Raw genomic sequence first — 20,245 nt, forward strand, 5'->3', positions numbered from 1 at the left:
GCCCGGTCTCGTCGTGCTGTCGCGAGGCCTGCCGCGGGACAGCGGTGTTCCTCAGCGGGGGGCGCGGCGCCGGTCCCAGGCCTCGTCCTCGTCGTCGACTGGGCCGCCGACGCCGTCCATGCCGGGGTTGAGCACGCCCCACTCGATGAGCCGGGTGGTGAGCTCGTCGGGGCTCATGTCGTAGATGATCGCCAGCGACTTGAGGTCCTCCGCGCGGATGGAGAGGACCTTGCCGTTGTAGTCGTGGCGCTGCGCCTGGATGGTCGAGGCATAGCGGGCGAGCGGGCCGGCCTCGTCGGCGGGCAGCGAGCCCAGCGACTCGAGGTTCAGGACGATCTTGGTCGTCGAGGTGACGGCCGAGGAGGGGCGCGGGTCGGGCAGCAGCTCGGAGACCGGCACGCCGTAGAACACGGCGAGCTCGGAGAGCCGCTGGACGGTCACCGCGCGGTCCCCGCGTTCATAGGACCCGACGACGACGGCCTTCCAGCGTCCGTGCGACTTGTCCTCCACGCCCTGGAGGGAGAGACCCTGCTGGTTGCGGATGGCCCGCAGCCGGGCGCCGAGTGCCCGTGAGTAGTCGGTGCTCATGCGTCTCTGCTCACTGTCCGTCGTCGTGTCGGAGGCCGGTTCGTCACGCAGCGTACTCACAAGTGGCGGATGGCAACAGCGCATCCCTCGTGCGGATCATCCTGGGACTCCCGCGCCCACCTGCAGGGCCACGACGCGCGACGACGGTCACACGGAGGGGTGCAGTACGGTCGAGACCGGTCCACCCCACTCCTTTAACGACCCGTCCCGTGAGGCGGGGAAGGAGGCCTGATGGCCGGCACGACCGGGCCCCTGCCCGCGAACCAGTCCACAGACCCGTCCGACGGCCCGGCGCCCACCGTGCTGCTCGCCGCAGCCGACGTCGCGCGCGTCGTCGACCGCATCGCCCACCAGGTGATCGAGAAGGCCGGCGACGCCCTCCCCGACGTCGTCCTGGTCGGCATCCCCACCCGCGGCGCCCCGCTGGCCCGCCGGCTGGCCGCCCGCATCGCCGCCTTCGCCGGCACGGCGGTCGACGTCGGCACCGTCGACATCACCCTGTACCGCGACGACCTGCGGATGCGCGGCGTCCGGGCGCTGGAGGACACCGTCCTGCCGCCCGCCGGGATCGACGGCCGGCTGGTCGTCCTCGTCGACGACGTCCTGTTCTCCGGCCGCTCGGTGCGCGCGGCGCTCGACGCGCTGCGCGACCTCGGCCGGCCCCGCGCGGTGCAGCTGGCGGTGCTGGTCGACCGCGGCCACCGCGAGCTGCCGATCCGCGCCGACTACGTGGGCAAGAACGTGCCCACCTCGCGCGCGCAGAAGGTCCGGGTGCACCTCGCCGAGACCGACGGCACCGACGAGGTCCTGGTGACCGGCCGGTGAAGCGCCACCTGCTGGACGCGGCCGACCTCGACCGCGCCGACGCCACGCTCGTCCTCGACACCGCCGCGCAGATCGACCAGGCGCTCGCCGGCCGCGAGGTCAAGAAGCTGCCCACGCTGCGCGGGCGCACGGTGGTCAACCTCTTCTACGAGGACTCCACCCGCACCCGCATCTCCTTCGAGCTCGCGGCCAAGCGGCTGTCCGCCGACGTCATCAACTTCTCGGCCAAGGGCAGCAGCGTCTCCAAGGGCGAGAGCCTCAAGGACACCGCGCTCACCCTCGAGGCGATGGGCAGCGACGCGATCGTCGTCCGCCACTCGGCGTCCGGCGCTCCGCACCGGCTGGCCGGCTGGGTGCGCGGCAGCGTCGTCAACGCCGGCGACGGCACCCACGAGCACCCCACCCAGGCGCTGCTGGACGCCTACACGATCCGCCGCCGGCTGGGCCGGCTCGACGGCGTGCGGGTGGCGGTCGTCGGCGACGTCCTGCACAGCCGGGTGGCCCGCTCCAACGTCTGGCTGCTGACGACGCTCGGCGCGGAGGTCACCCTCGTCGCGCCGCCGACGCTGCTGCCGGTCGGCGTCGGGTCCTGGCCGGTGCAGGTCTCCTACGACCTCGACGCCGTGCTGCCCAAGGCCGACGTCGTGATGATGCTGCGGGTCCAGCTCGAGCGGATGAACGCCTCGTTCTTCCCCAGCGCGCGCGAGTACAGCCGCCGCTACGGCCTCGACGCCGTCCGGATGGCCGCGCTGTCGGACGACGCGATCGTCATGCACCCCGGCCCGATGAACCGCGGCATGGAGATCGCCGCCGACGTCGCCGACTCGGTCCGCTCGACGATCGTCGAGCAGGTCGGCAACGGCGTCAGCGTGCGGATGGCCGTGCTCTACCTGCTCCTGGGAGGGGCCTCCTCGTGACCACGCTCATCAAGGGGGCGCGCGTCCTCGGCGGCGAGCCCGCCGACCTGCTGCTCCAGGACGGGCGGATCGCCGCGGTCGGGGACCGGCTGTCCGCCACCGGCGCGACCGTCGTCGACGCGGACGGGCTGGTCGCCCTGCCCGGCCTGGTCGACCTGCACACCCACCTGCGCGAGCCCGGCCGCGAGGACGCCGAGACGGTGGAGACCGGCAGCCGCGCCGCGGCCCTCGGCGGGTTCACCGCGGTGCACGCCATGGCCAACACCGACCCGGTCGCCGACACCGCCGGCGTCGTCGAGCAGGTGTGGCGGCTGGGCCAGGAGGCCGGGCTGGTCGACGTCGTGCCGGTCGGCGCGGTCACCGTCGGGCTGCGCGGCGAGCGGCTGGCCGAGCTCGGCGCGATGGCCGACTCCGCCGCCCGCGTGCGGGTCTTCTCCGACGACGGGCACTGCGTGGCCGACCCCGCGCTCATGCGCCGCGCGCTGGAGTACGTCAAGGCCTTCGACGGCGTCGTCGCGCAGCACGCCGAGGAGCCCCGGCTGACCGCCGGCGCGCAGATGAACGAGGGCGACCGCTCCGCGCGGCTCGGGCTGACCGGCTGGCCGGCCGCCGCCGAGGAGGCGGTCATCGCCCGCGACGTGCTGCTCGCCCAGCACGTGGGAGCCCGGCTGCACGTCTGCCACGTCTCCACCGCCGGCTCGGTGGAGATCCTGCGCTGGGCGAAGTCCCGCGGCGTGCAGGTGACCGCCGAGGTCACCCCGCACCACCTGCTGCTCACCGAGGCCTGCGCCGAGTCCTACGACCCGGTGTTCAAGGTCAACCCGCCGCTGCGCACCGACGAGGACGTCCACGCCCTCCGCGCCGGCCTGGCCGACGGCACGATCGACGCCGTCGCCACCGACCACGCGCCGCACGCGGTGGAGGACAAGGAGAGCGAGTGGGCGCAGGCCCGGCCGGGGATGCTCGGGCTGGAGCAGGCGCTCTCGGTGGTGCTGGAGACGCTGGTGGAGCCCGGCCTGCTCGACTGGGCCGGCGTCGCCGACCGCACGTCGGTCCGCCCCGCGGCCATCGGCCGCCTGGCCGGTCACGGGCGCCCGCTGGCGCCGGGTGAGCCGGCCAACCTGCTGCTGCTCGACCCCGCCGCCCGGGTCACCGTCGACCCGGCCGCGCTGGCCAGCCGCAGCCGCAACAGTCCCTACGCCGGCCGGGAGCTGCCCGGCCGGGTCGTCGCCACGTTCCTGCGGGGCGAGGCGACGGTGCTCGACGGAAAGGCAGTGAAGTGAGCGAGGCGATCCTCGTCCTCGAGGACGGGCGGACGTTCCGCGGCGAGTCCTACGGCAAGGTCGGGACGACGGTCGGCGAGGCGGTGTTCGCCACCGGGATGACCGGCTACCAGGAGACGCTGACCGACCCCAGCTACGCCGGCCAGATCGTCACGATGACCGCGCCGCACGTCGGCAACACCGGCGTCAACGGCGAGGACGACGAGAGCCGCCGCATGTGGGTGGCCGGGTTCGTCGTCCGCGACCCCGCCCGCCGCCCGGCCAACTGGCGGGCCACCGGCAGCCTCGACGACGAGCTCGCCGCGCAGGGCGTCGTCGGGATCAGCGGCGTCGACACCCGCGCCCTGACCCGGCACCTGCGCGAGCGCGGCGCGATGCGCGCCGGGATCAGCAGCGAGTCCACCGACCCCGACGCCCTGCTCGCCCGGGTGCGCGCCGCCGAGGGCATGGCCGGCGCCGACCTCGCGCCGCAGGTGAGCACCCGCGAGCCCTACGTCGTCCCGGCGGTGGGGGAGCGGCGGTTCACCATCGCCGCGCTCGACCTCGGCATCAAGACCGCCACCCCGCGGCACCTCGCCGCGCTCGGCGTCGAGACGCACGTGCTGCCCTCGACCGCGACCGCGCAGGACCTGCTCGCCGCCGGCCCCGACGGGGTGTTCCTCTCCAACGGCCCCGGCGACCCGGCCGCGGCCGACTACGCCGTCGCCGCGGTGCGGGGCGTGCTCGACGCCGGCCGGCCGCTGTTCGGCATCTGCTTCGGCAACCAGATCCTCGGCCGGGCGCTGGGCCTGGGCACCTACAAGCTGCGCTTCGGCCACCGCGGCCTGAACCAGCCGGTGCTCGACCGGGTCAGCGGCACCGTCCGGGTGACCAGCCACAACCACGGGTTCGCCGTCGACGCGCCGCTGGACCGGCCCACCGACACCCCCTACGGGCGGGTCGAGGTCAGCCACGTCGGCCTCAACGACGACGTCGTCGAGGGGCTGCGGCTGCTCGACGCCCCGGCGTTCAGCGTCCAGTTCCACCCCGAGTCCGCCGCCGGCCCGCACGACGCGGCACCGCTGTTCCAGCGGTTCGTCGACCTCCTGCAGGCCACGCGGGACGGCGGGGACGCGGTCAGCCCGGCGCCGCGGGTCCAGCACAGCACGGGGGAGAACGCCTGATGCCCAAGCGCACCGACATCTCGCACGTCCTGGTCATCGGCTCCGGGCCGATCCTCATCGGCCAGGCCGCGGAGTTCGACTACTCCGGCACCCAGGCCTGCCGCGTGCTGCGCGCCGAGGGCCTGCGGGTCAGCCTGGTCAACAGCAACCCGGCGACGATCATGACCGACCCCGACGTCGCCGACGCCACCTACGTCGAGCCGCTGACGCCGGAGTTCGTCGAGCGGGTGATCGCCAAGGAGCGCCCCGACGCGCTGCTGGCCACCCTCGGCGGGCAGACCGCGCTCAACATCGCCATCGGCCTGTACGAGAACGGCACGCTGGAGCGCTACGGCGTCCGGCTCATCGGCGCCGACGTCGACGCGATCAACCGCGGCGAGGACCGGCAGATGTTCAAGGACATCGTCCGGTCCATCGGCGCCGACGCCCCGCGCTCGCGGGTCTGCTCCACCGTCGAGGAGGCGCTGGAGACCGCCGCCGAGGTCGGCTACCCGGTCGTCATCCGGCCGAGCTTCACCATGGGCGGCCTCGGCTCCGGGTTCGCCACCGACGAGGCGATGCTGCGCCGGATGGCCTCCCACGGCCTGGCCGACTCCCCGGTGCACACCGTGCTCATCGAGGAGTCGGTGCTCGGCTGGAAGGAGTACGAGCTCGAGCTCATGCGCGACCGCAGCGACAACGTGGTCGTCGTCTGCTCGATCGAGAACGTCGACGCGATGGGCGTGCACACCGGCGACTCGGTCACCGTCGCGCCGGCGATGACGCTCACCGACGTCGAGTACCAGCGGATGCGCGACGTCGGCATCGCGGTGCTGCGCGAGGTCGGCGTCGACACCGGCGGCTGCAACATCCAGTTCGCCGTCAACCCGGCCGACGGGCGCCTGGTCGTCATCGAGATGAACCCGCGGGTGTCCCGGTCGAGCGCGCTGGCGTCGAAGGCCACCGGCTTCCCGATCGCCAAGATCGCCGCGAAGCTCGCCATCGGCTACACCCTCGACGAGATCACCAACGACATCACCGGCGTCACCCCGGCCAGCTTCGAGCCGGCGCTGGACTACGTCGTCGTGAAGATCCCGCGGTTCGCGTTCGAGAAGTTCCCCGGCGCCGACCCGCGGCTGACCACGACGATGAAGAGCGTCGGCGAGGTCATGGCGATGGGCCGCAACTTCCCCGAGGCGCTGGGCAAGGCGATGCGGTCCACCGAGACGAAGGTGGCCGGCTTCTGGACCGGCCCGGAGGACGGGTCGACGGCCGAGGAGCTGCTCGAGGCGCTGCGCACGCCGGTCGACGGGCGGCTGTACGTGGCGGAGGCGGCGCTGCGCGCCGGCGCCACCGTCGAGCAGGTCGCCGAGGCCAGCGGCTTCGACCCGTGGTTCGTCGACCAGATCGCGCTGGTCGGGGAGGTCGGCGCGGAGGTCCGCGAGGCGCCGGCGCTCACCGCCGCGGTGCTGCGCCGGGCCAAGCGGCACGGGTTGAGCGACCGGCAGATCGCCGCGCTGCGGCCGGAGCTGTCGGGGGAGGACGGCGTCCGGCTGCTGCGCCACCGGCTCGGCGTCCGGCCGGTGTTCAAGACCGTGGACACCTGCGCCGCCGAGTTCGCCGCCCGCACGCCGTACCACTACTCGTCCTACGACGAGGAGACCGAGGTCGAGCCGCGGGAGAAGCCGGCCGTGCTGATCCTCGGCTCCGGGCCCAACCGGATCGGGCAGGGCATCGAGTTCGACTACTCGTGCGTGCACGCGGTCATGGCGCTGCAGGACGCCGGTTACGAGGCCGTGATGGTCAACTGCAACCCCGAGACCGTCTCCACCGACTACGACACCGCCGACCGGCTGTACTTCGAGCCGCTGACCTTCGAGGACGTCCTCGAGGTGGTCGAGGCCGAGCGCGCCGCCGGGCCGGTGGCCGGGGTCGTCTGCACCCTCGGCGGGCAGACGCCGCTGGGCCTCGCGCAGCGGCTCAAGGACGCCGGCGTGCCGGTGCTGGGCACCTCGCCCGAGGCCATCGACGACGCCGAGGACCGCGGGGCGTTCTCCCGGGTGCTCGCCGACGCCGCCCTCCGAGCGCCCGAGCACGGCACCGCGACGACGTTCGCCGAGGCCCGCGCGATCGCCGCCGGGATCGGCTACCCCGTGCTGGTCCGCCCGTCCTACGTGCTCGGCGGGCGCGGGATGGAGATCGTCTACGACGACGCCACGCTCGAGGCCTACATCGCCAAGGCCACCGACGTCAGCCCCGAGCACCCGGTGCTGGTCGACCGGTTCCTCGAGGACGCCGTCGAGATCGACGTCGACGCGCTCTACGACGGCACCGAGCTCTACCTCGGCGGCGTCATGGAGCACATCGAGGAGGCCGGCATCCACTCCGGCGACTCCGCGTGCGCGCTGCCGCCCATCACCCTGGGCTCCTCCGACCTGGCGCAGATCCGCACCGCCACCGAGGCGCTGGCCGCCCGGATCGGCGTCCGCGGGCTGCTCAACGTGCAGTACGCGCTCAAGGACGACGTCCTGTACGTGCTGGAGGCCAACCCGCGGGCCAGCCGCACGGTGCCGTTCGTGTCCAAGGCGACCGCGGTGCAGCTGGCCAAGGCCGCGGCGCGGATCGCGGTGGGGGAGACGATCGCCGACCTGCGCACCACCGGCGTGCTGCCGGCCACCGGCGACGGCACCGACCTGCCCGAGGACGCGCCGATCGCGGTCAAGGAGGCGGTGCTGCCCTTCCACCGGTTCCGCACCGTCGAGGGCCACGGCGTCGACACGGTCCTGTCACCGGAGATGAAGTCCACCGGCGAGGTCATGGGCCTCGACGACGGCTTCGGGACCGCGTTCGCCAAGTCCCAGGCCGCCGCCTACGGCTCGCTGCCCACCGGGGGCACGGTCTTCGTCTCGTTGGCCAACCGGGACAAGCGGGCCGCGGTGTTCCCGGTCAAGCGGCTGGCCGACCTCGGCTTCCGGGTGCTCGCCACCGCCGGCACCGCGCAGGTGCTGCGCCGCAACGGCGTGGACTGCGAGGTGGTCGGCAAGTACAGCGAGGGCCCGGGCAACTGCGTCGAGCGGATCCTCGCCGGCGACGTCGACGTCGTGGTGAACACGCCGTTCGGGTCGCCGGGCAACAGCGGGCCGCGGCTGGACGGCTACGAGATCCGCACCGCGGCGGTGGCCGCCGGCATCCCGTGCGTCACCACGGTGCAGGGGCTGGCGGCGGCGGTGCAGGGCGTCGAGGCCCTGCGCCGCGGCGGCCTCGGCGTGCGCAGCCTGCAGGAGGTCCACGCCGGTCTGACCGCCGCGCCGGCGCCGCGCCCGTGAGCGTCGTCGGGCAGGTGCGGGACGACCTGGTCGCCCGCGGGCTGCTCGACGGGCTGGCGGCGTCGTTCCTGGCCGGGGTCACCCGGTTCGCGACGCCGCCGGCCGACGAGCTCGCCGCGCTGCGGGCCGGCGCCGAGGGCCTGGCCGCGCGGCTGGCGGCGGGGGAGGCCGGCGACGCCGACCTGCCGCTGCTCACCCGGGTGGCGTTCTTCGCCGGGCACGGCGGGCTGCTGGCCGCGCACGGGGTGCGGACGCCGTCCTACGACCTGCTCGGCTCCTACCGCGACAACCTGCCGACCCCCGTCGGCCCGCGGCTGCCGCGGCGGCCGCGGGCCGGTGACCGGCGGTGGCGGGTGCTCGGCCGTGACGTCGCCTTCCCGCTGGGGGTGCCGGCGTGCGTGCTGAACGGCGGGGAGGAGTGGGTCCGCTTCCACGCCCGCAACGGGTTCAGCGTGCTCACCTACAAGACCGTGCGCAGCCGGGCGCACGAGCCGAACGTGCAGCCGAACTGGACGTTCGCGCCGCGCCCGCCGGGTGACGCCGTCGTCTCCGACCCCTGGGACTGGGTGGAGCCCGGCTCCCCGGACGTCAGCACGGTCAACTCCTTCGGCGTGCCCTCGCCGGCGCCGGGGGAGTGGATGGCCGACCTCGAGCGGTCGCTGGCCGCCGTCGACGCCGACCAGCTGCTGCTGGTCAGCGTCATGGGGTCCAGCGACGGCCCCGCCCTGGTCGACGACTTCGCCCGGGTGGCGGCGATGGCCCAGGAGGCCGGGGCGACCGTCGTCGAGCTCAACCTGTCGTGCCCGAACACGCTGTCGGCCTCGCCGGACGGCGTGAAGCCGCCGCTGTGCCTGGACGCGGACGCCACCGTCGCCGTCGTCGAGGGCGTGCGCCGCGCGCTGGACGACCGCACCGGGCTGGTCGCCAAGCTGTCCTGGCTCGACGAGGACCGGCTGGCCGCGCTGGTGCCCCGGCTGGCGCCGCTGGTCGACGGCGTCGCGGGCATCAACACGGTGGCGAGCCGGGTGGTGCGCGGCGACGGCGAGCCGACCTTCCCCGGCCGCGCGGTGGCCGGACTGTCGGGGGCGGCCGTGCGCGGCCGGGCGCTGGACTTCACCCGCCGGCTCGTGGCGCTGCGCGAGGCGTCCGGCCGGCGCTTCGACGTGCTGGCGATGGGCGGGGTCACCGACCCGGCGTCGTTCGCGGCGCTGTACGAGGCCGGCGCCGACGCCGTGCAGTCGGCGTCGGGCGCCTTCGCCGACCCCTTCCTCGCCCGCGACTGCATCGCCGCGCACGGCGACACCCTGCCGCGGTCGGTGCCCCGGTGAGCGCGCCGTTCGGGCAGCGCCTCGCCGACGCCGTCGCGACCCGGGGACCGCTGTGCGTGGGCATCGACCCGCACGCGCCGCTGCTGGAGCGCTGGGGCCTGGCCGACGACGTCGACGGGCTGCGCCGGTTCACCGACACGGTGGTGGACGCGCTGGCCGGCGAGGTCGCGGTGCTCAAGCCGCAGTCGGCGTTCTTCGAGCGGCACGGCTCGCGCGGCCTGGCCGTGCTGGAGGACGCCGTCGCCCGGGCCCGCGCGGCCGGGGCGCTGGTGCTGCTCGACGCCAAGCGCGGCGACATCGGCTCGACGATGGACGCCTACGCCGACGTGCTGCGCCCGGAGCACCCGTGCGCGGTCGACGCGCTCACCGTCAGCCCCTACCTGGGGCCGGGCTCGCTGCAGCCGGCCGTGGACACCGCCCGGCTCGCCGGCGGCGGGCTGTTCGTGCTGGCCCGCACGTCCAACCCCGACGCCGGCACGCTGCAGCACGCGGCGGTGGGGGAGCGGTCGGTGGCGCAGGTCGTCGTCGACACCGTCCGCGGCTGGAACACCCCCGGCTGGGTGGTGGGCGACCCGCTGCCCGACCCCGGCGCGGTGCGGGACCTCGGCAGCCGCTGGGGCGCCGCGACCGGGTCGTTCGGCGTCGTCGTCGGCGCCACGCTGGGCGGGCTCGACGTCGACCTCGACGGGCTGGGCGGCCCGGTGCTCGCGCCGGGGCTGGGCGTCCAGGGCGGCTCGGCCGCGGACCTGCGGCGGCTGTTCGGCACCGGCCGCGCGGTCGTCCCGACCGTCTCCCGCGACGTGCTCGCCGCGGGCCCGGACCCCGCCGGGCTGCGCGCCGCGGCCGCCCGCTGGGCGGAGGACCTGGCCGGCTGAGCCGGCCGCCGGCCCGCCTGCCGGCGGGCGTCCCGGCGCGCCGTCCGGCGTGTCACGTGCGGTCGTGTCGGAGCCGCTGACCCGATACGAATGCGTTTCGTATACTTTGTGACCTGCGGTGTTCACGGACGGTCACGCCGACCTTCCACAGGGCGTCACGAGCGGGCGACCGGAGGTCGAAAACCTCGTGCAAACAGCGCGTGACCTGCGGATTCGTGGTTACTAGGTTGATCGTCGGCGCCCAGACCGCGGGCCCCGCTCCCGACACCGCACGTACCCGCCGGGTCGCAGATCCCCGGCAACGACACGATGGGACGCACCATGCCCCTCCCCGACCTGTCCCCCGAACAGCGCGCCGCCGCCCTGGAGAAGGCCGCCGCCGCCCGCAAGGCGCGCGCCGAGCTCCGCGAGCGGCTCAAGAGCAAGGGCGCCACGGTCGGCGACGTCCTCAAGCAGGGCGAGACCGACGAGGTCATCGGCAAGATGCGCGTCTCCGCGGTGCTCGAGTCCCTGCCCGGCGTGGGCAAGGCCCGGGCTGCGAAGATCATGGAGCGGCTCGAGATCTCCCCGACCCGCCGGGTGCGCGGCCTGGGCGCCAACCAGCGCAAGGCGCTGGAGGCGGAGTTCGGCGGCGAGAACGTCGTCGCCGACCAGGTGCCCGCCGACTCGACGGTCTGAGGTCGCCCCGCCGCACCACCCGTCCGACGCCAGCACCACGAGGGACCACCCGTTGCCGACTGCCCAGCCGATCCCTGCCCCGGCGCGCCTGACGGTGCTCTCCGGACCCTCGGGGGTCGGCAAGGGCACCGTCGTCGCCGAGGTCCGCCGCCGGCACCCCGACGTGTGGGTCTCGGTGTCGGTGACCACCCGCCGGCAGCGCCCGGGCGAGGTCGACGGGGTGCACTACCACTTCCTCAGCGACGCCGAGTTCGACCGGCTGGTCGCCGAGGACGGCCTCCTCGAGTGGGCCGAGTACGCGGGCAACCGCTACGGCACGCCGGCCGCCCCGGTCCGCGAGCGTCTCGCGGCCGGGGCCCCGGCGCTGCTCGAGATCGAGCTGCAGGGCGCCCGCCAGGTGCGGGCGCGCGCCCCGGAGGCGCAGCTCGTCTTCCTCGCCCCGCCGTCGTGGGCGGAGCTGAAGAGCCGGCTGGCCGGCCGCGGCTCGGAGCCGCCGGCCGTGCAGGAGCGCCGGCTCGCCATCGCGCAGGCCGAGCTGGACGCCGCGGGGGAGTTCGACGTCGTGGTGGTCAACGACGACGTCGCGAGGGCCGCGGACGAGTTGGTAGGATTGCTGGTCGCGCCGTCGGCAGGAAAGGCTGCCGGCGCCTCCGAGTGACCGGCCACCCGAGGCCCCTCACTCCCACCGAGCCAACCGAGGAGCACGCCCGCCCGTGTCCGGAGTCGCACCCGCCCCCGAGGGCATCACCAACCCGCCGATCGACGAGCTGCTCGAGCGCACCAGCAGCAAGTACGGCCTGGTGATCTTCGCCGCCAAGCGCGCGCGGCAGATCAACGCCTACTACAGCCAGCTCTCCGAGGGCCTGCTCGAGTACGTCGGCCCGCTGGTCGACACCGCGCCCCAGGAGAAGCCCCTGTCGATCGCGCTGCGCGAGATCAACGAGGGCCTGCTGACCCACACCGCCGGCGACAACTAGGCCGCCCGGCCCCGAAGTGGTGACGACGCCCCCGGCCCTGGCCGGGGGCGTCGTCGCGTCTGCGGGAGGATGGAGCGCATGAGCCGGATCGTGCTGGGCGTCGCCGGGGGCGTGGCCGCCTACAAGGCCGCCCTGCTGCTGCGCGCGCTGACCGAGGCCGGGCACGACGTCCGCGTCGTCCCCACCCCCGGTGCGCTGCACTTCGTCGGTGCGGCGACCTTCGAGGCGCTGTCCGGCCACCCGGTCACCACCGACGTCTGGTCGGAGGTGCCCGAGGTGGCGCACGTGCGGATCGGGCAGACCGCCGACCTCGTCGTCGTCGCGCCGGCCACCGCCGACCTGCTCGCCCGCGCCGCGACGGGCCGCGCCGACGACCTGCTCACCGCGACGCTGCTCACCGCGCACTGCCCGGTGGTGTTCGTGCCGGCCATGCACACCGAGATGTGGCTGCACCCGGCCACCCAGGACAACGTCGCCACGCTCCGCCGCCGCGGCTCGATCGTGCTGCCGCCGGCCGTCGGCCGGCTGACCGGCCCCGACTCCGGGCCCGGCCGGCTGCCCGAGCCCGCCGACGTCGCCGCGCTGGCGCAGGTGGTCCTCGCGGCGGGCGCCGACGTCGTGCGGGCCGACCTCACCGGCCGCCGCGTCCTGATCAGCGCCGGCGGCACCCGCGAGCCGCTGGACCCGGTGCGCTACCTGGGCAACCGCTCGTCGGGCATGCAGGGCTGGGCGCTGGCCCGCGTCGCCGCCGCCCGCGGCGCCGACGTCACCCTCGTCGCGGCCAACGTCGACCTGCCCGCGCCGTTCGGCGTCCGCGTGGTCCCGGCCGGGACGGCGGAGGAGCTGCGCGCCGCGATGCTCGCCGAGGCTGGGTCGGGCGGGGAGGCGGCAGCCGACGTCGTCGTCATGGCGGCGGCGGTCGCGGACTTCCGGCCGGCCACCGTCGCGGCCACCAAGCTCAAGAAGGACAGCGCGAGCGAGCCCGACGCCGTCCCGCTGGTGCGCAACCCCGACGTGCTCGCCGAGCTGGTCACCAAGCGCGCCCCCGGGCAGCTCGTGATCGGCTTCGCCGCCGAGACCGGCGACGCCGACGCCGACGTGCTGGCCCACGCCCGCGCCAAGCTCGCCCGCAAGGGCTGCGACCTGCTCGTCGTCAACGACGTCTCCGGCGGCGGGGTGTTCGGCCGCCCGGACAACGCCGCGGTCGTCCTCGCCGCCGACGGCACCGCCACGGAGGTGCCCCACGGCAGCAAGGACGCCGTCGCCGCGGCGGTCTGGCAGGTCGTCCTGCCCCGTCTCGCCTGACCGGCGGCTGCCACGGGCTGGACGCGCCGGTAAGTTGCTCCCACGGCGCGGGCAGGCCGCGCCGCGATCTCGTCACCGACCCAGGGAGAACCGAGTGCCACGCCGCCTCTTCACGTCCGAGTCGGTGACCGAGGGCCACCCGGACAAGATCGCCGACCAGATCAGCGACGCGATCCTCGACGAGATGCTGGCGCAGGACCCGCGCAGCCGCGTCGCCGTCGAGACGCTCATCACCACCGGTCAGGTCCACATCGCCGGGGAGGTCACCACCGCCGGCTACGTCGACATCGCCGACGTCGTCCGCCGCACCGTGCTGCGGATCGGCTACGACTCCTCCCGCAAGGGCTTCGACGGCGCCTCCTGCGGCGTCAGCGTCTCCATCGGCGCGCAGTCGCCGGACATCGCGCAGGGCGTGGACACCGCCTACGAGGCGCGCACCACCGGCACCACCGACGACGAGATCGAGCGCCAGGGCGCCGGCGACCAGGGCCTGATGTTCGGCTACGCCACCGACGAGACCCCCGAGCTCATGCCGCTGCCGATCGCGCTGGCCCACCGGCTGTCGCGCCGGCTGTCCGCGGTCCGCAAGGACGGCTCGGTGCCCTACCTGCGCCCCGACGGCAAGACCCAGGTCACCGTCGTCTACGAGGACGACCGGCCGGTCGGCGTCGACACCGTCGTCGTCTCCTCGCAGCACGCCGAGGACATCTCCATCGAGCAGCTGCTCACCCCCGACGTGCAGGAGCTCGTCGTCGAGCCGGAGCTGCAGGCCCTCGGCCTGCCCACCGACGGCTACCGGCTGCTGGTGAACCCGACCGGCAAGTTCGTCATCGGCGGCCCGATGGGCGACGCCGGGCTGACCGGCCGCAAGATCATCGTCGACACCTACGGCGGCATGGCCCGCCACGGCGGCGGCGCGTTCTCCGGCAAGGACCCCTCGAAGGTCGACCGCTCCGGTGCCTACGCGATGCGCTGGGTGGCCAAGAACGTCGTCGCCGCGGGCCTGGCCCGCCGCTGCGAGGTGCAGGTGGCCTACGCCATCGGCGCCGCGCACCCGGTCGGGCTGTTCGTCGACACCCACGGCACCGGCACCGTCCCGAACGACGTCCTGGAGAAGGCGGTCACCACGGTGTTCGACCTGCGCCCCGGCGCGATCGTGCGCGACCTGGACCTGCTGCGGCCGATCTACGGCCCGACCGCCGCGTACGGCCACTTCGGCCGCACCGACGTCGAGCTGCCCTGGGAGCGCACCGACCGCGTGGAGGCCCTCCGCTCCGCCGTGGGCTGACGGAGGACCACCCTTCCCCCCACGCCTCGCAGGCGCAGGCGGAGGGGCCCCGGAGGGTGGCCTCCCAGCACGTCACCGGGTTCGCGGCGGGCCCCTGCAGCGGGGCCGGGATGTCGGACCCGGCGGGGACACTGCTGCGACACGACCCCGCCGAACGGAGAACAGCGCTGACCTCGGCACCCGCCAGTCCCGAGACCACGGACGCGCCGGCCGGCCCGGCTGCCCGCAGCCCGCGGGTGGCCCGGGTCGTCGTCGACGTGCCGCTGGCCCACCTCGACCGGGCCTTCGACTACGCGGTCCCGGACGAGATGGCCGGTGAGGTCCGGGCCGGCTGCCGGGTGCGGGTGCGCTTCGCCGGGCAGCTGGTCGACGGGTTCGTCCTCGAGCTCACCGACGTCAGCGACTCCGGCCGCACGCTCGCCCCGCTGGCCAAGCTGGTCTCCTCCGAGCCGGTGCTCACCCCTGAGGTGGCCGCGTTGGCCCGCTCGGTCGCCCAGCGCTGGGGCGGCACGCTGACCGACGTCCTGCGGCTGGCCGTCCCGCCGCGCCGGGCGGCCGCGGAGAAGCGCCCGCCGGCCGAGCCCCCGGCGCCGCCGGCGCCGCGGGACCCGGCCGGCTTCGCCCGCTACCCGACCGGGCCGGCGCTGCTGGCCGCCGCCGCCGAGGGCCGGCCCGCCCGCGCGGTGTGGACGGCGCTGCCGGGGGAGGACTGGCCGGCCCGGCTGGCCGAGCTGTGCCAGGCGGCGCTGTCCGGCGGCCGGGGGGCGCTGGTGGTCGTCCCCGACGGTCGCGACCTGGACCGGCTGGAGGCCGCGGCCGGCGCCCGGCTGCCGAAGGGGTCGTTCGTCGTGCTCCGCGCCGACGCCGCCCCCGACGCCCGCTACCGCCGCTTCCTCGACGCCGCCCGCGGCAGCGCCAAGGTCGTTCTCGGCACCCGCGCGGCGGCCTTCGCGCCGGTCGCCGACCTGGGTCTGGTCGCGATCTGGGACGACGGCGACGACCTGCACGCCGAGCCGCGCGCCCCGTACGCGCACGCCCGCGACGTGCTGGTGCACCGCGCCCACCTGTCCTCGTGCGCCGCCGTCGTCGCGGCCACCGCGCGCACCGCCGAGGCGGCGCTGCTGGTGGAGAGCGGCTGGGCGCACGAGCTCGTCGCCGACCGCGCCACGCTGCGCGCGGTCGCCCCGCGGGTGCAGGCCCTCGGCGAGGACCACGAGCTGGCCCGCGACCCGGCCGCGCGCACCGCCCGGCTGCCGAGCCTCGCCCACCGGGTGGCCCGCGCGGCGCTGGCCGAGGGCACGCCGGTGCTGGTGCAGGTGCCGCGCGCCGGCTACGCGCCCGGGCTGTCGTGCGACCGCTGCCGGGCGCCGGCCCGCTGCGCGGTCTGCTCCGGGCCGCTGGGCATCGCGCCCACGCCCGGGCCGGGCGGCTCGCGGGTGCCCGCCTGCCGCTGGTGCGCCCGGCCCGCGGCCACCTTCGCCTGCCCGCACTGCCACGGGACGAAGCTGCGCGCCTCCGTCGTCGGCGCCAACCGCACCGCCGAGGAGCTGGGCCGGGCGTTCCCCGGGGCGCCGGTGCGGGTGTCCGGACGCGGGTCCGGCGTGCTGCCGTCGGTGCCCGCCGGGCCGCAGCTGGTCGTGGCCACGCCGGGCGCCGAGCCGGTCGCCGAGGGCGGCTACGGCGCCGCGCTGCTGCTGGACTCGTGGGCGCTGCTCGGGCGGGCGGACCTGCGGGCGGGGGAGGAGACCCTGCGCCGCTGGATGAACGCCGCCACGCTCGTGCGGGCGCACGGCTCGGTCGTCGTCGCCGCCGACGCCGCGCACCCCGTCGTCCAGGCGCTGGTCCGCTGGGACCCGGGCTGGCTGGCCGGGCGCGAGCTCGCCGACCGCCGCGAGCTCGGCTTCCCGCCGGCCACCCGGATGGCCGCGCTGTCCGGGTCGCCGGCGGCGCTGGCGGAGTTCCTGGGCGCCGCGCGGCTGCCCGACGAGGCCGACCTGCTCGGCCCGGTGCCCGAGCCCCCGCGGCCCGGGCAGGACGGCGAGCGCGAGCGGTACCTCGTGCGGGTGCCGCGCACCGAGGGCCTGGCGCTGGCGACCGCCCTGGCCGAGGTGCAGGGCGTGCGCAGCGCCCGCAAGGTGCCCGAGCACGTCCGCGTCCAGCTCGACCCGCTCGACCTCGTGTGACGGGTCCCCGCCCGCCCCCACCTACGCTGGGCGGGTGAGCGTCACCCCCATCCGGCTGCTGGGCGACCCGGTCCTGCACCGGCCCGCGGCGCCCGTCGTCGACTTCGACGCGGAGCTGCGCCGGCTCGTCGCGGACCTGACCGACACCATGCACGCCGCCGGCGGCGCCGGGCTCGCCGCGCCGCAGATCGGCGTCGGACTGCGCGTCTTCACCTGGTACGTCGACGGCGAGGTGGGTCACCTGGTCAACCCCTCGGTCGACCTCGTCGGCGACGAGACCGAGGAGGCGCCCGAGGGCTGCCTGTCCATCCCGGGCTTCCGCTTCGACTGCCGCCGCCACCTGCACGTCGTCGCCACCGGCTGGAACCAGCACGGCGACCCGGTGCGGGTGGAGGGCTCGGACCTGCTGGCCCGCGCGGTGCAGCACGAGGTCGACCACCTCGACGGCGTCGTGTTCGTCGACCGGCTCGACCCCGAGGCCGCCGCCGCGGCACGGGCCGCGCTGGCCGAGGCCGAGTGGGCCGGCATGGGCGCCTGGGTGCCGCGCGTGGAGGTGAGCCCCCACTGAGGCTCCTGTTCGCCGGGACGCCCGAGGCCGCCGTCCCCTCGCTGGACGCGCTGCTGGCCTCCGACCACGAGGTGGTCGCCGTGCTCACCCGGCCCGACGCCCGCTCCGGCCGCGGCCGGAAGGTCAGCCGCTCCCCGGTGGCCGAGCGCGCCGACGCCGCCGGGCTGCCGGTGCTGCAGCCGCGCTCGCCGCGCGAGCCGGAGTTCCTCGGGCAGCTCGCGGACCTCGCCGTCGACTGCGCGCCGGTGGTCGCCTACGGCGCGCTGGTCCCGCCCGCGGCGCTGGAGCTGCCCGCGCACGGCTGGGTGAACCTGCACTTCTCGCTGCTGCCGGCCTGGCGCGGCGCCGCGCCCGTGCAGCACGCGGTCATGGCCGGCGACGAGGTCACCGGCGCCTGCACCTTCCGGCTCGAGCAGGGCCTGGACACCGGCCCGGTCTTCGGCGTGGTCACCGAGCCGATCGGCCCGCGCGACACCGCCGGCGACCTGCTCGGCCGGCTGGCGGTCAGCGGCGCCCGGCTGCTGGTCGCCACCCTCGACGGCATCGCCGCCGGCACGCTGGTCCCGCGGCCCCAGCCGGCCGAGGGGGTCAGCCTCGCGCCGCGGATCGAGACCGCCGACGCCCGGGTCGACTGGGAGCTGCCCGCGCACGTCGTCGACCGGCGGGTGCGCGGGGTGACCCCGGTGCCGGGCGCGTGGACCACCTGGCGCGGCGACCGGCTGCGCCTGGGCCCGGTCGAGCCGCTGCCGAGCGCCCCGGCGCTGGCGCCCGGGGAGGTGTCGGCCGGGCCGGGCGGCGTCGTCGTCGGCACCGGCCGCGGCTCGGTGCGGCTGGGCGAGGTGCAGCCGGCGGGCAAGCGGGTGCTGCCCGCGGCCGACTGGGCCCGCGGCGCCCGTCCGGCACCCGGCGAGCGGCTGGGCTCGTGACCGGGCTCGCGAGGTCACGCAGGGGCGGAGCAGCCCGGCCCGTGGCGACGACGAGCGCCGGCGAGGGGGAGTCGTGAGCCGCCCGCCCCGGCGCCCGGCCGGCCCGCGCGGTGGGCGCCGCGACCGCCCGCCGCGCCGTCCGGCGCTCGACGGTGCCCGGCTGACCGCCTACGACGTCCTCGACGGCGTGTCGGCGCGGGAGGCCTACGCCAACCTGCTGCTGCCGCAGCTGCTCCGCGAGCGCTCCCTCGAGCCGCGCGACGCCGCCTTCGCCACCCAGCTGGCCTACGGGGCCCTGCGCGCGCAGGGCACGCTCGACGCGGTGCTCGCCCGGCTGGTCGACCGCCCGCTGGCCGACCTCGACCGGCGCGTCCTGGACCTGCTCCGCCTGGGCGCCTACCAGCTGCTCGACCTGCGGGTGCCGGCGCACGCCGCCGTCGCGACCACCGTCGACCTCACCCGCGCGATCGTCGGCGCCGGGGCCTCCGGGCTGGTCAACGCCGTGCTGCGGAAGGTGGCCGCCGGCGGTGACCGCGCCGCCTGGCTCGAGCGGCTCGGCGCCGACGGCGACCGGCGGCTGGCGCTGGCCACCGACCACCCCGGGTGGATCGTGTCGGCCTGGCGCGAGGCGCTGGGCGGCGGTGCGGCCGGGGACGCCGAGCTCGAGGACGCGCTGCTCGCCGACGACGCCGCGCCCGAGGTGCACCTGGTCGCCCGGCACGTGCCCCGTGACGAACTGGCCGAGGAGTCCGGCGGGACGCCGGGGCCGTGGTCGCCGTACGCGGTGCGGATGGGCGGGGGAGACCCGGGCCGGCTGCCCTCGGTGCGGGCGGGCCGGGCCGCGGTGCAGGACGAGGGCAGCCAGCTCGCCGCGCTGCTGCTCGCCCGCGCGCCGCTGGAGGGCCCGGACGGGCGCTGGCTGGACGTCTGCGCGGGGCCCGGCGGCAAGGCGGGGCTGCTGGCCGCCGTCCGCCCGGCGGGGGTGCACCTGACCGCCGCCGACCGCGCGCCGCACCGCGCCGAGCTGGTGCGCGGGGCGCTGGCGGGGGAGGACGACGTGGAGGTGCTCGTCGCCGACGGCCGCGAGCCGCCGTGGGCGCCGGGCTCGTTCGACCGGGTGCTGCTCGACGCGCCGTGCACCGGGCTGGGCGCGCTGCGCCGGCGGCCGGAGGTGCGCTGGCGGCGGACGCCGGACGACGTCGGCCCGCTGGTGGGCCTGCAGACGGCGCTCCTGGACCGCGCGCTGGCCTCGGTGCGCCCCGGCGGCGTCGTCGCCTACGTGACCTGCTCGCCGCACGCGGCGGAGACCGTCGCGGTGGCGGACGCCGCGGCCGCGCGGGACGACGTCGAGGTGCTGCCGGTGGCGCCGCTGTTCCCCGAGGTCCCCGGGATCGAGCGCGGCGCGTACGGGCAGCTGTGGCCGCACCGGCACGGCACCGACGCCATGTTCCTGGCCCTGCTGCGCCGCACCGGCTGAGGCGCGGCGGGGCCCCACGCCCGGCGTCCGTCGCCTAGCCTGCCCCGCCGTGCCCTCGGACTCCTGGCTCCCCGACGACTTCGTCCACCCCCTCCGTGCCGACCTGCCCACCGGCCACCACCTGCGCCCGATCCGCGCGGCCGACACCGCCATCGACTTCCCCGCCGTCATGGGCTCCCGCGAGCGGCTGTGGGGGATCTACGGCGACGCGTGGGGCTGGCCGCCCGCGACGATGACCGAGGAGCAGGACCGGGAGGACCTCGCCCGCCACGAGCGGGAGATCGAGGCGCACGAGAGCTTCAACTACGCGCTGCTCGACGAGGACGAGACCGAGCTGCTCGGCTGCGTCTACGTCGACCCGCCGGAGAAGGCCGGTGACGCCGACGCCGAGGTGTCCTGGTGGGTGGTCGACCGCCTGGCCGGCACCGAGGTCGAGGCGGCGCTGGACGCCTTCGTCCCGCGCTGGCTGGCCGCGGAGTGGCCGCTGCGGGCGCCGCGCCACGTCGGCCGCGACCTGTCCTGGGCCGACTGGACCGCGCTGCCCGACCGGGACTGAGCG

At 76.2% G+C, this 20,245-nt stretch carries 18 protein-coding genes; 17 read left to right on the top strand and 1 reads right to left on the bottom strand.

The window, feature by feature from the left end; genetic code table 11:
• Nucleotides 1-51: 51 nt before the first annotated feature.
• Entirely contained in the window at nt 52-588 is a 537-nt protein-coding gene (bldD, locus tag ACFO3M_RS04430) for a transcriptional regulator BldD (RefSeq protein ID WP_387986855.1), read from the bottom strand.
• A gap of 231 nt (nt 589-819) precedes the next feature.
• Here bldD and pyrR point away from each other — a divergent pair, with 231 nt between their 5' ends.
• The 17 genes from pyrR (at nt 820) to ACFO3M_RS04515 (ending at nt 20,242) form a co-directional block, all read left to right on the top strand.
• On the top strand, nt 820-1,413 hold the full coding sequence (gene pyrR / locus ACFO3M_RS04435; RefSeq protein WP_387986858.1) for a bifunctional pyr operon transcriptional regulator/uracil phosphoribosyltransferase PyrR: 594 nt from the start codon (nt 820-822) through the stop codon (nt 1,411-1,413).
• Nucleotides 1,410-2,330, top strand: a complete 921-nt coding sequence (locus ACFO3M_RS04440; RefSeq protein ID WP_387986861.1) for an aspartate carbamoyltransferase catalytic subunit — start codon at nt 1,410-1,412, stop codon at nt 2,328-2,330. Before pyrR ends, ACFO3M_RS04440 begins: the two co-directional genes overlap by 4 nt.
• Nucleotides 2,327-3,613, top strand: coding sequence for a dihydroorotase (locus ACFO3M_RS04445; protein WP_387986864.1), 1,287 nt, complete (start codon nt 2,327-2,329; stop codon nt 3,611-3,613). The genes ACFO3M_RS04440 and ACFO3M_RS04445 overlap by 4 nt, the downstream gene beginning before the upstream one ends.
• A complete protein-coding gene (carA, locus tag ACFO3M_RS04450) occupies nt 3,610-4,776 on the top strand; it encodes a glutamine-hydrolyzing carbamoyl-phosphate synthase small subunit (protein WP_387986866.1) in 1,167 nt (388 codons plus the stop codon). The genes ACFO3M_RS04445 and carA overlap by 4 nt, the downstream gene beginning before the upstream one ends.
• Nucleotides 4,776-8,081, top strand: coding sequence for a carbamoyl-phosphate synthase large subunit (carB, locus tag ACFO3M_RS04455; RefSeq protein ID WP_387986869.1), 3,306 nt, complete (start codon nt 4,776-4,778; stop codon nt 8,079-8,081). Before carA ends, carB begins: the two co-directional genes overlap by 1 nt.
• Complete coding sequence (locus tag ACFO3M_RS04460; RefSeq protein WP_387986871.1) at nt 8,078-9,409, top strand: beta/alpha barrel domain-containing protein; 1,332 nt, start codon at nt 8,078-8,080, stop codon at nt 9,407-9,409. Before carB ends, ACFO3M_RS04460 begins: the two co-directional genes overlap by 4 nt.
• Nucleotides 9,406-10,284, top strand: coding sequence for an orotidine-5'-phosphate decarboxylase (gene pyrF, locus ACFO3M_RS04465; RefSeq protein ID WP_387986874.1), 879 nt, complete (start codon nt 9,406-9,408; stop codon nt 10,282-10,284). Before ACFO3M_RS04460 ends, pyrF begins: the two co-directional genes overlap by 4 nt.
• 321 nt (nt 10,285-10,605) lie before the next feature.
• Nucleotides 10,606-10,962, top strand: a complete 357-nt coding sequence (mihF, locus tag ACFO3M_RS04470) for an integration host factor, actinobacterial type (protein ID WP_387986876.1) — start codon at nt 10,606-10,608, stop codon at nt 10,960-10,962.
• 94 nt (nt 10,963-11,056) lie between these two features.
• Nucleotides 11,057-11,620 carry a guanylate kinase gene (gene gmk / locus ACFO3M_RS04475; protein ID WP_387986879.1) on the top strand — a complete coding sequence of 188 codons (564 nt, stop codon included), beginning with the start codon at nt 11,057-11,059 and terminating at the stop codon, nt 11,618-11,620.
• 55 nt (nt 11,621-11,675) lie between these two features.
• Nucleotides 11,676-11,939 carry a DNA-directed RNA polymerase subunit omega gene (gene rpoZ / locus ACFO3M_RS04480; RefSeq protein WP_089305624.1) on the top strand — a complete coding sequence of 88 codons (264 nt, stop codon included), beginning with the start codon at nt 11,676-11,678 and terminating at the stop codon, nt 11,937-11,939.
• A gap of 78 nt (nt 11,940-12,017) precedes the next feature.
• Nucleotides 12,018-13,244, top strand: coding sequence for a bifunctional phosphopantothenoylcysteine decarboxylase/phosphopantothenate--cysteine ligase CoaBC (gene coaBC / locus ACFO3M_RS04485; RefSeq protein WP_387986883.1), 1,227 nt, complete (start codon nt 12,018-12,020; stop codon nt 13,242-13,244).
• A gap of 94 nt (nt 13,245-13,338) precedes the next feature.
• Nucleotides 13,339-14,532 (top strand): methionine adenosyltransferase, encoded by a 1,194-nt coding sequence (gene metK, locus ACFO3M_RS04490; protein WP_387986886.1) that lies wholly within the window; start codon nt 13,339-13,341, stop codon nt 14,530-14,532.
• 236 nt (nt 14,533-14,768) lie between these two features.
• A complete protein-coding gene (locus ACFO3M_RS04495; RefSeq protein WP_387986889.1) occupies nt 14,769-16,715 on the top strand; it encodes a primosomal protein N' in 1,947 nt (648 codons plus the stop codon).
• Between the two features lie 34 nt (nt 16,716-16,749).
• The gene (gene def / locus ACFO3M_RS04500; protein WP_387986891.1) at nt 16,750-17,283 is read left to right on the top strand and encodes a peptide deformylase; all 534 of its coding nucleotides are present in this window, start codon (nt 16,750-16,752) and stop codon (nt 17,281-17,283) included.
• Complete coding sequence (gene fmt, locus ACFO3M_RS04505; RefSeq protein WP_387986893.1) at nt 17,232-18,209, top strand: methionyl-tRNA formyltransferase; 978 nt, start codon at nt 17,232-17,234, stop codon at nt 18,207-18,209. The genes def and fmt overlap by 52 nt, the downstream gene beginning before the upstream one ends.
• Before the next feature lie 73 nt (nt 18,210-18,282).
• The gene (locus tag ACFO3M_RS04510) at nt 18,283-19,686 is read left to right on the top strand and encodes an RsmB/NOP family class I SAM-dependent RNA methyltransferase (RefSeq protein ID WP_387986896.1); all 1,404 of its coding nucleotides are present in this window, start codon (nt 18,283-18,285) and stop codon (nt 19,684-19,686) included.
• A gap of 49 nt (nt 19,687-19,735) precedes the next feature.
• Entirely contained in the window at nt 19,736-20,242 is a 507-nt protein-coding gene (locus ACFO3M_RS04515) for a hypothetical protein (protein ID WP_387986898.1), read from the top strand.
• Nucleotides 20,243-20,245 lie beyond the last annotated feature (3 nt).

Source organism: Geodermatophilus arenarius (assembly GCF_042654585.1).
GTDB classification, from domain to species: domain Bacteria; phylum Actinomycetota; class Actinomycetes; order Mycobacteriales; family Geodermatophilaceae; genus Geodermatophilus; species Geodermatophilus arenarius.

Excerpts from the sequence above, each read along its gene's own strand:
- bldD (WP_387986855.1), bottom strand. The coding sequence starts at position 588 with ATGAGCACCGACTACTCACGGGCACTCGGCGCCCGGCTGCGGGCCATC.
- pyrR (WP_387986858.1), top strand. The coding sequence starts at position 820 with ATGGCCGGCACGACCGGGCCCCTGCCCGCGAACCAGTCCACAGACCCG.
- coaBC (WP_387986883.1), top strand. The coding sequence starts at position 12,018 with ATGAGCCGGATCGTGCTGGGCGTCGCCGGGGGCGTGGCCGCCTACAAG.
- carB (WP_387986869.1), top strand. The coding sequence starts at position 4,776 with ATGCCCAAGCGCACCGACATCTCGCACGTCCTGGTCATCGGCTCCGGG.
- mihF (WP_387986876.1), top strand. The coding sequence starts at position 10,606 with ATGCCCCTCCCCGACCTGTCCCCCGAACAGCGCGCCGCCGCCCTGGAG.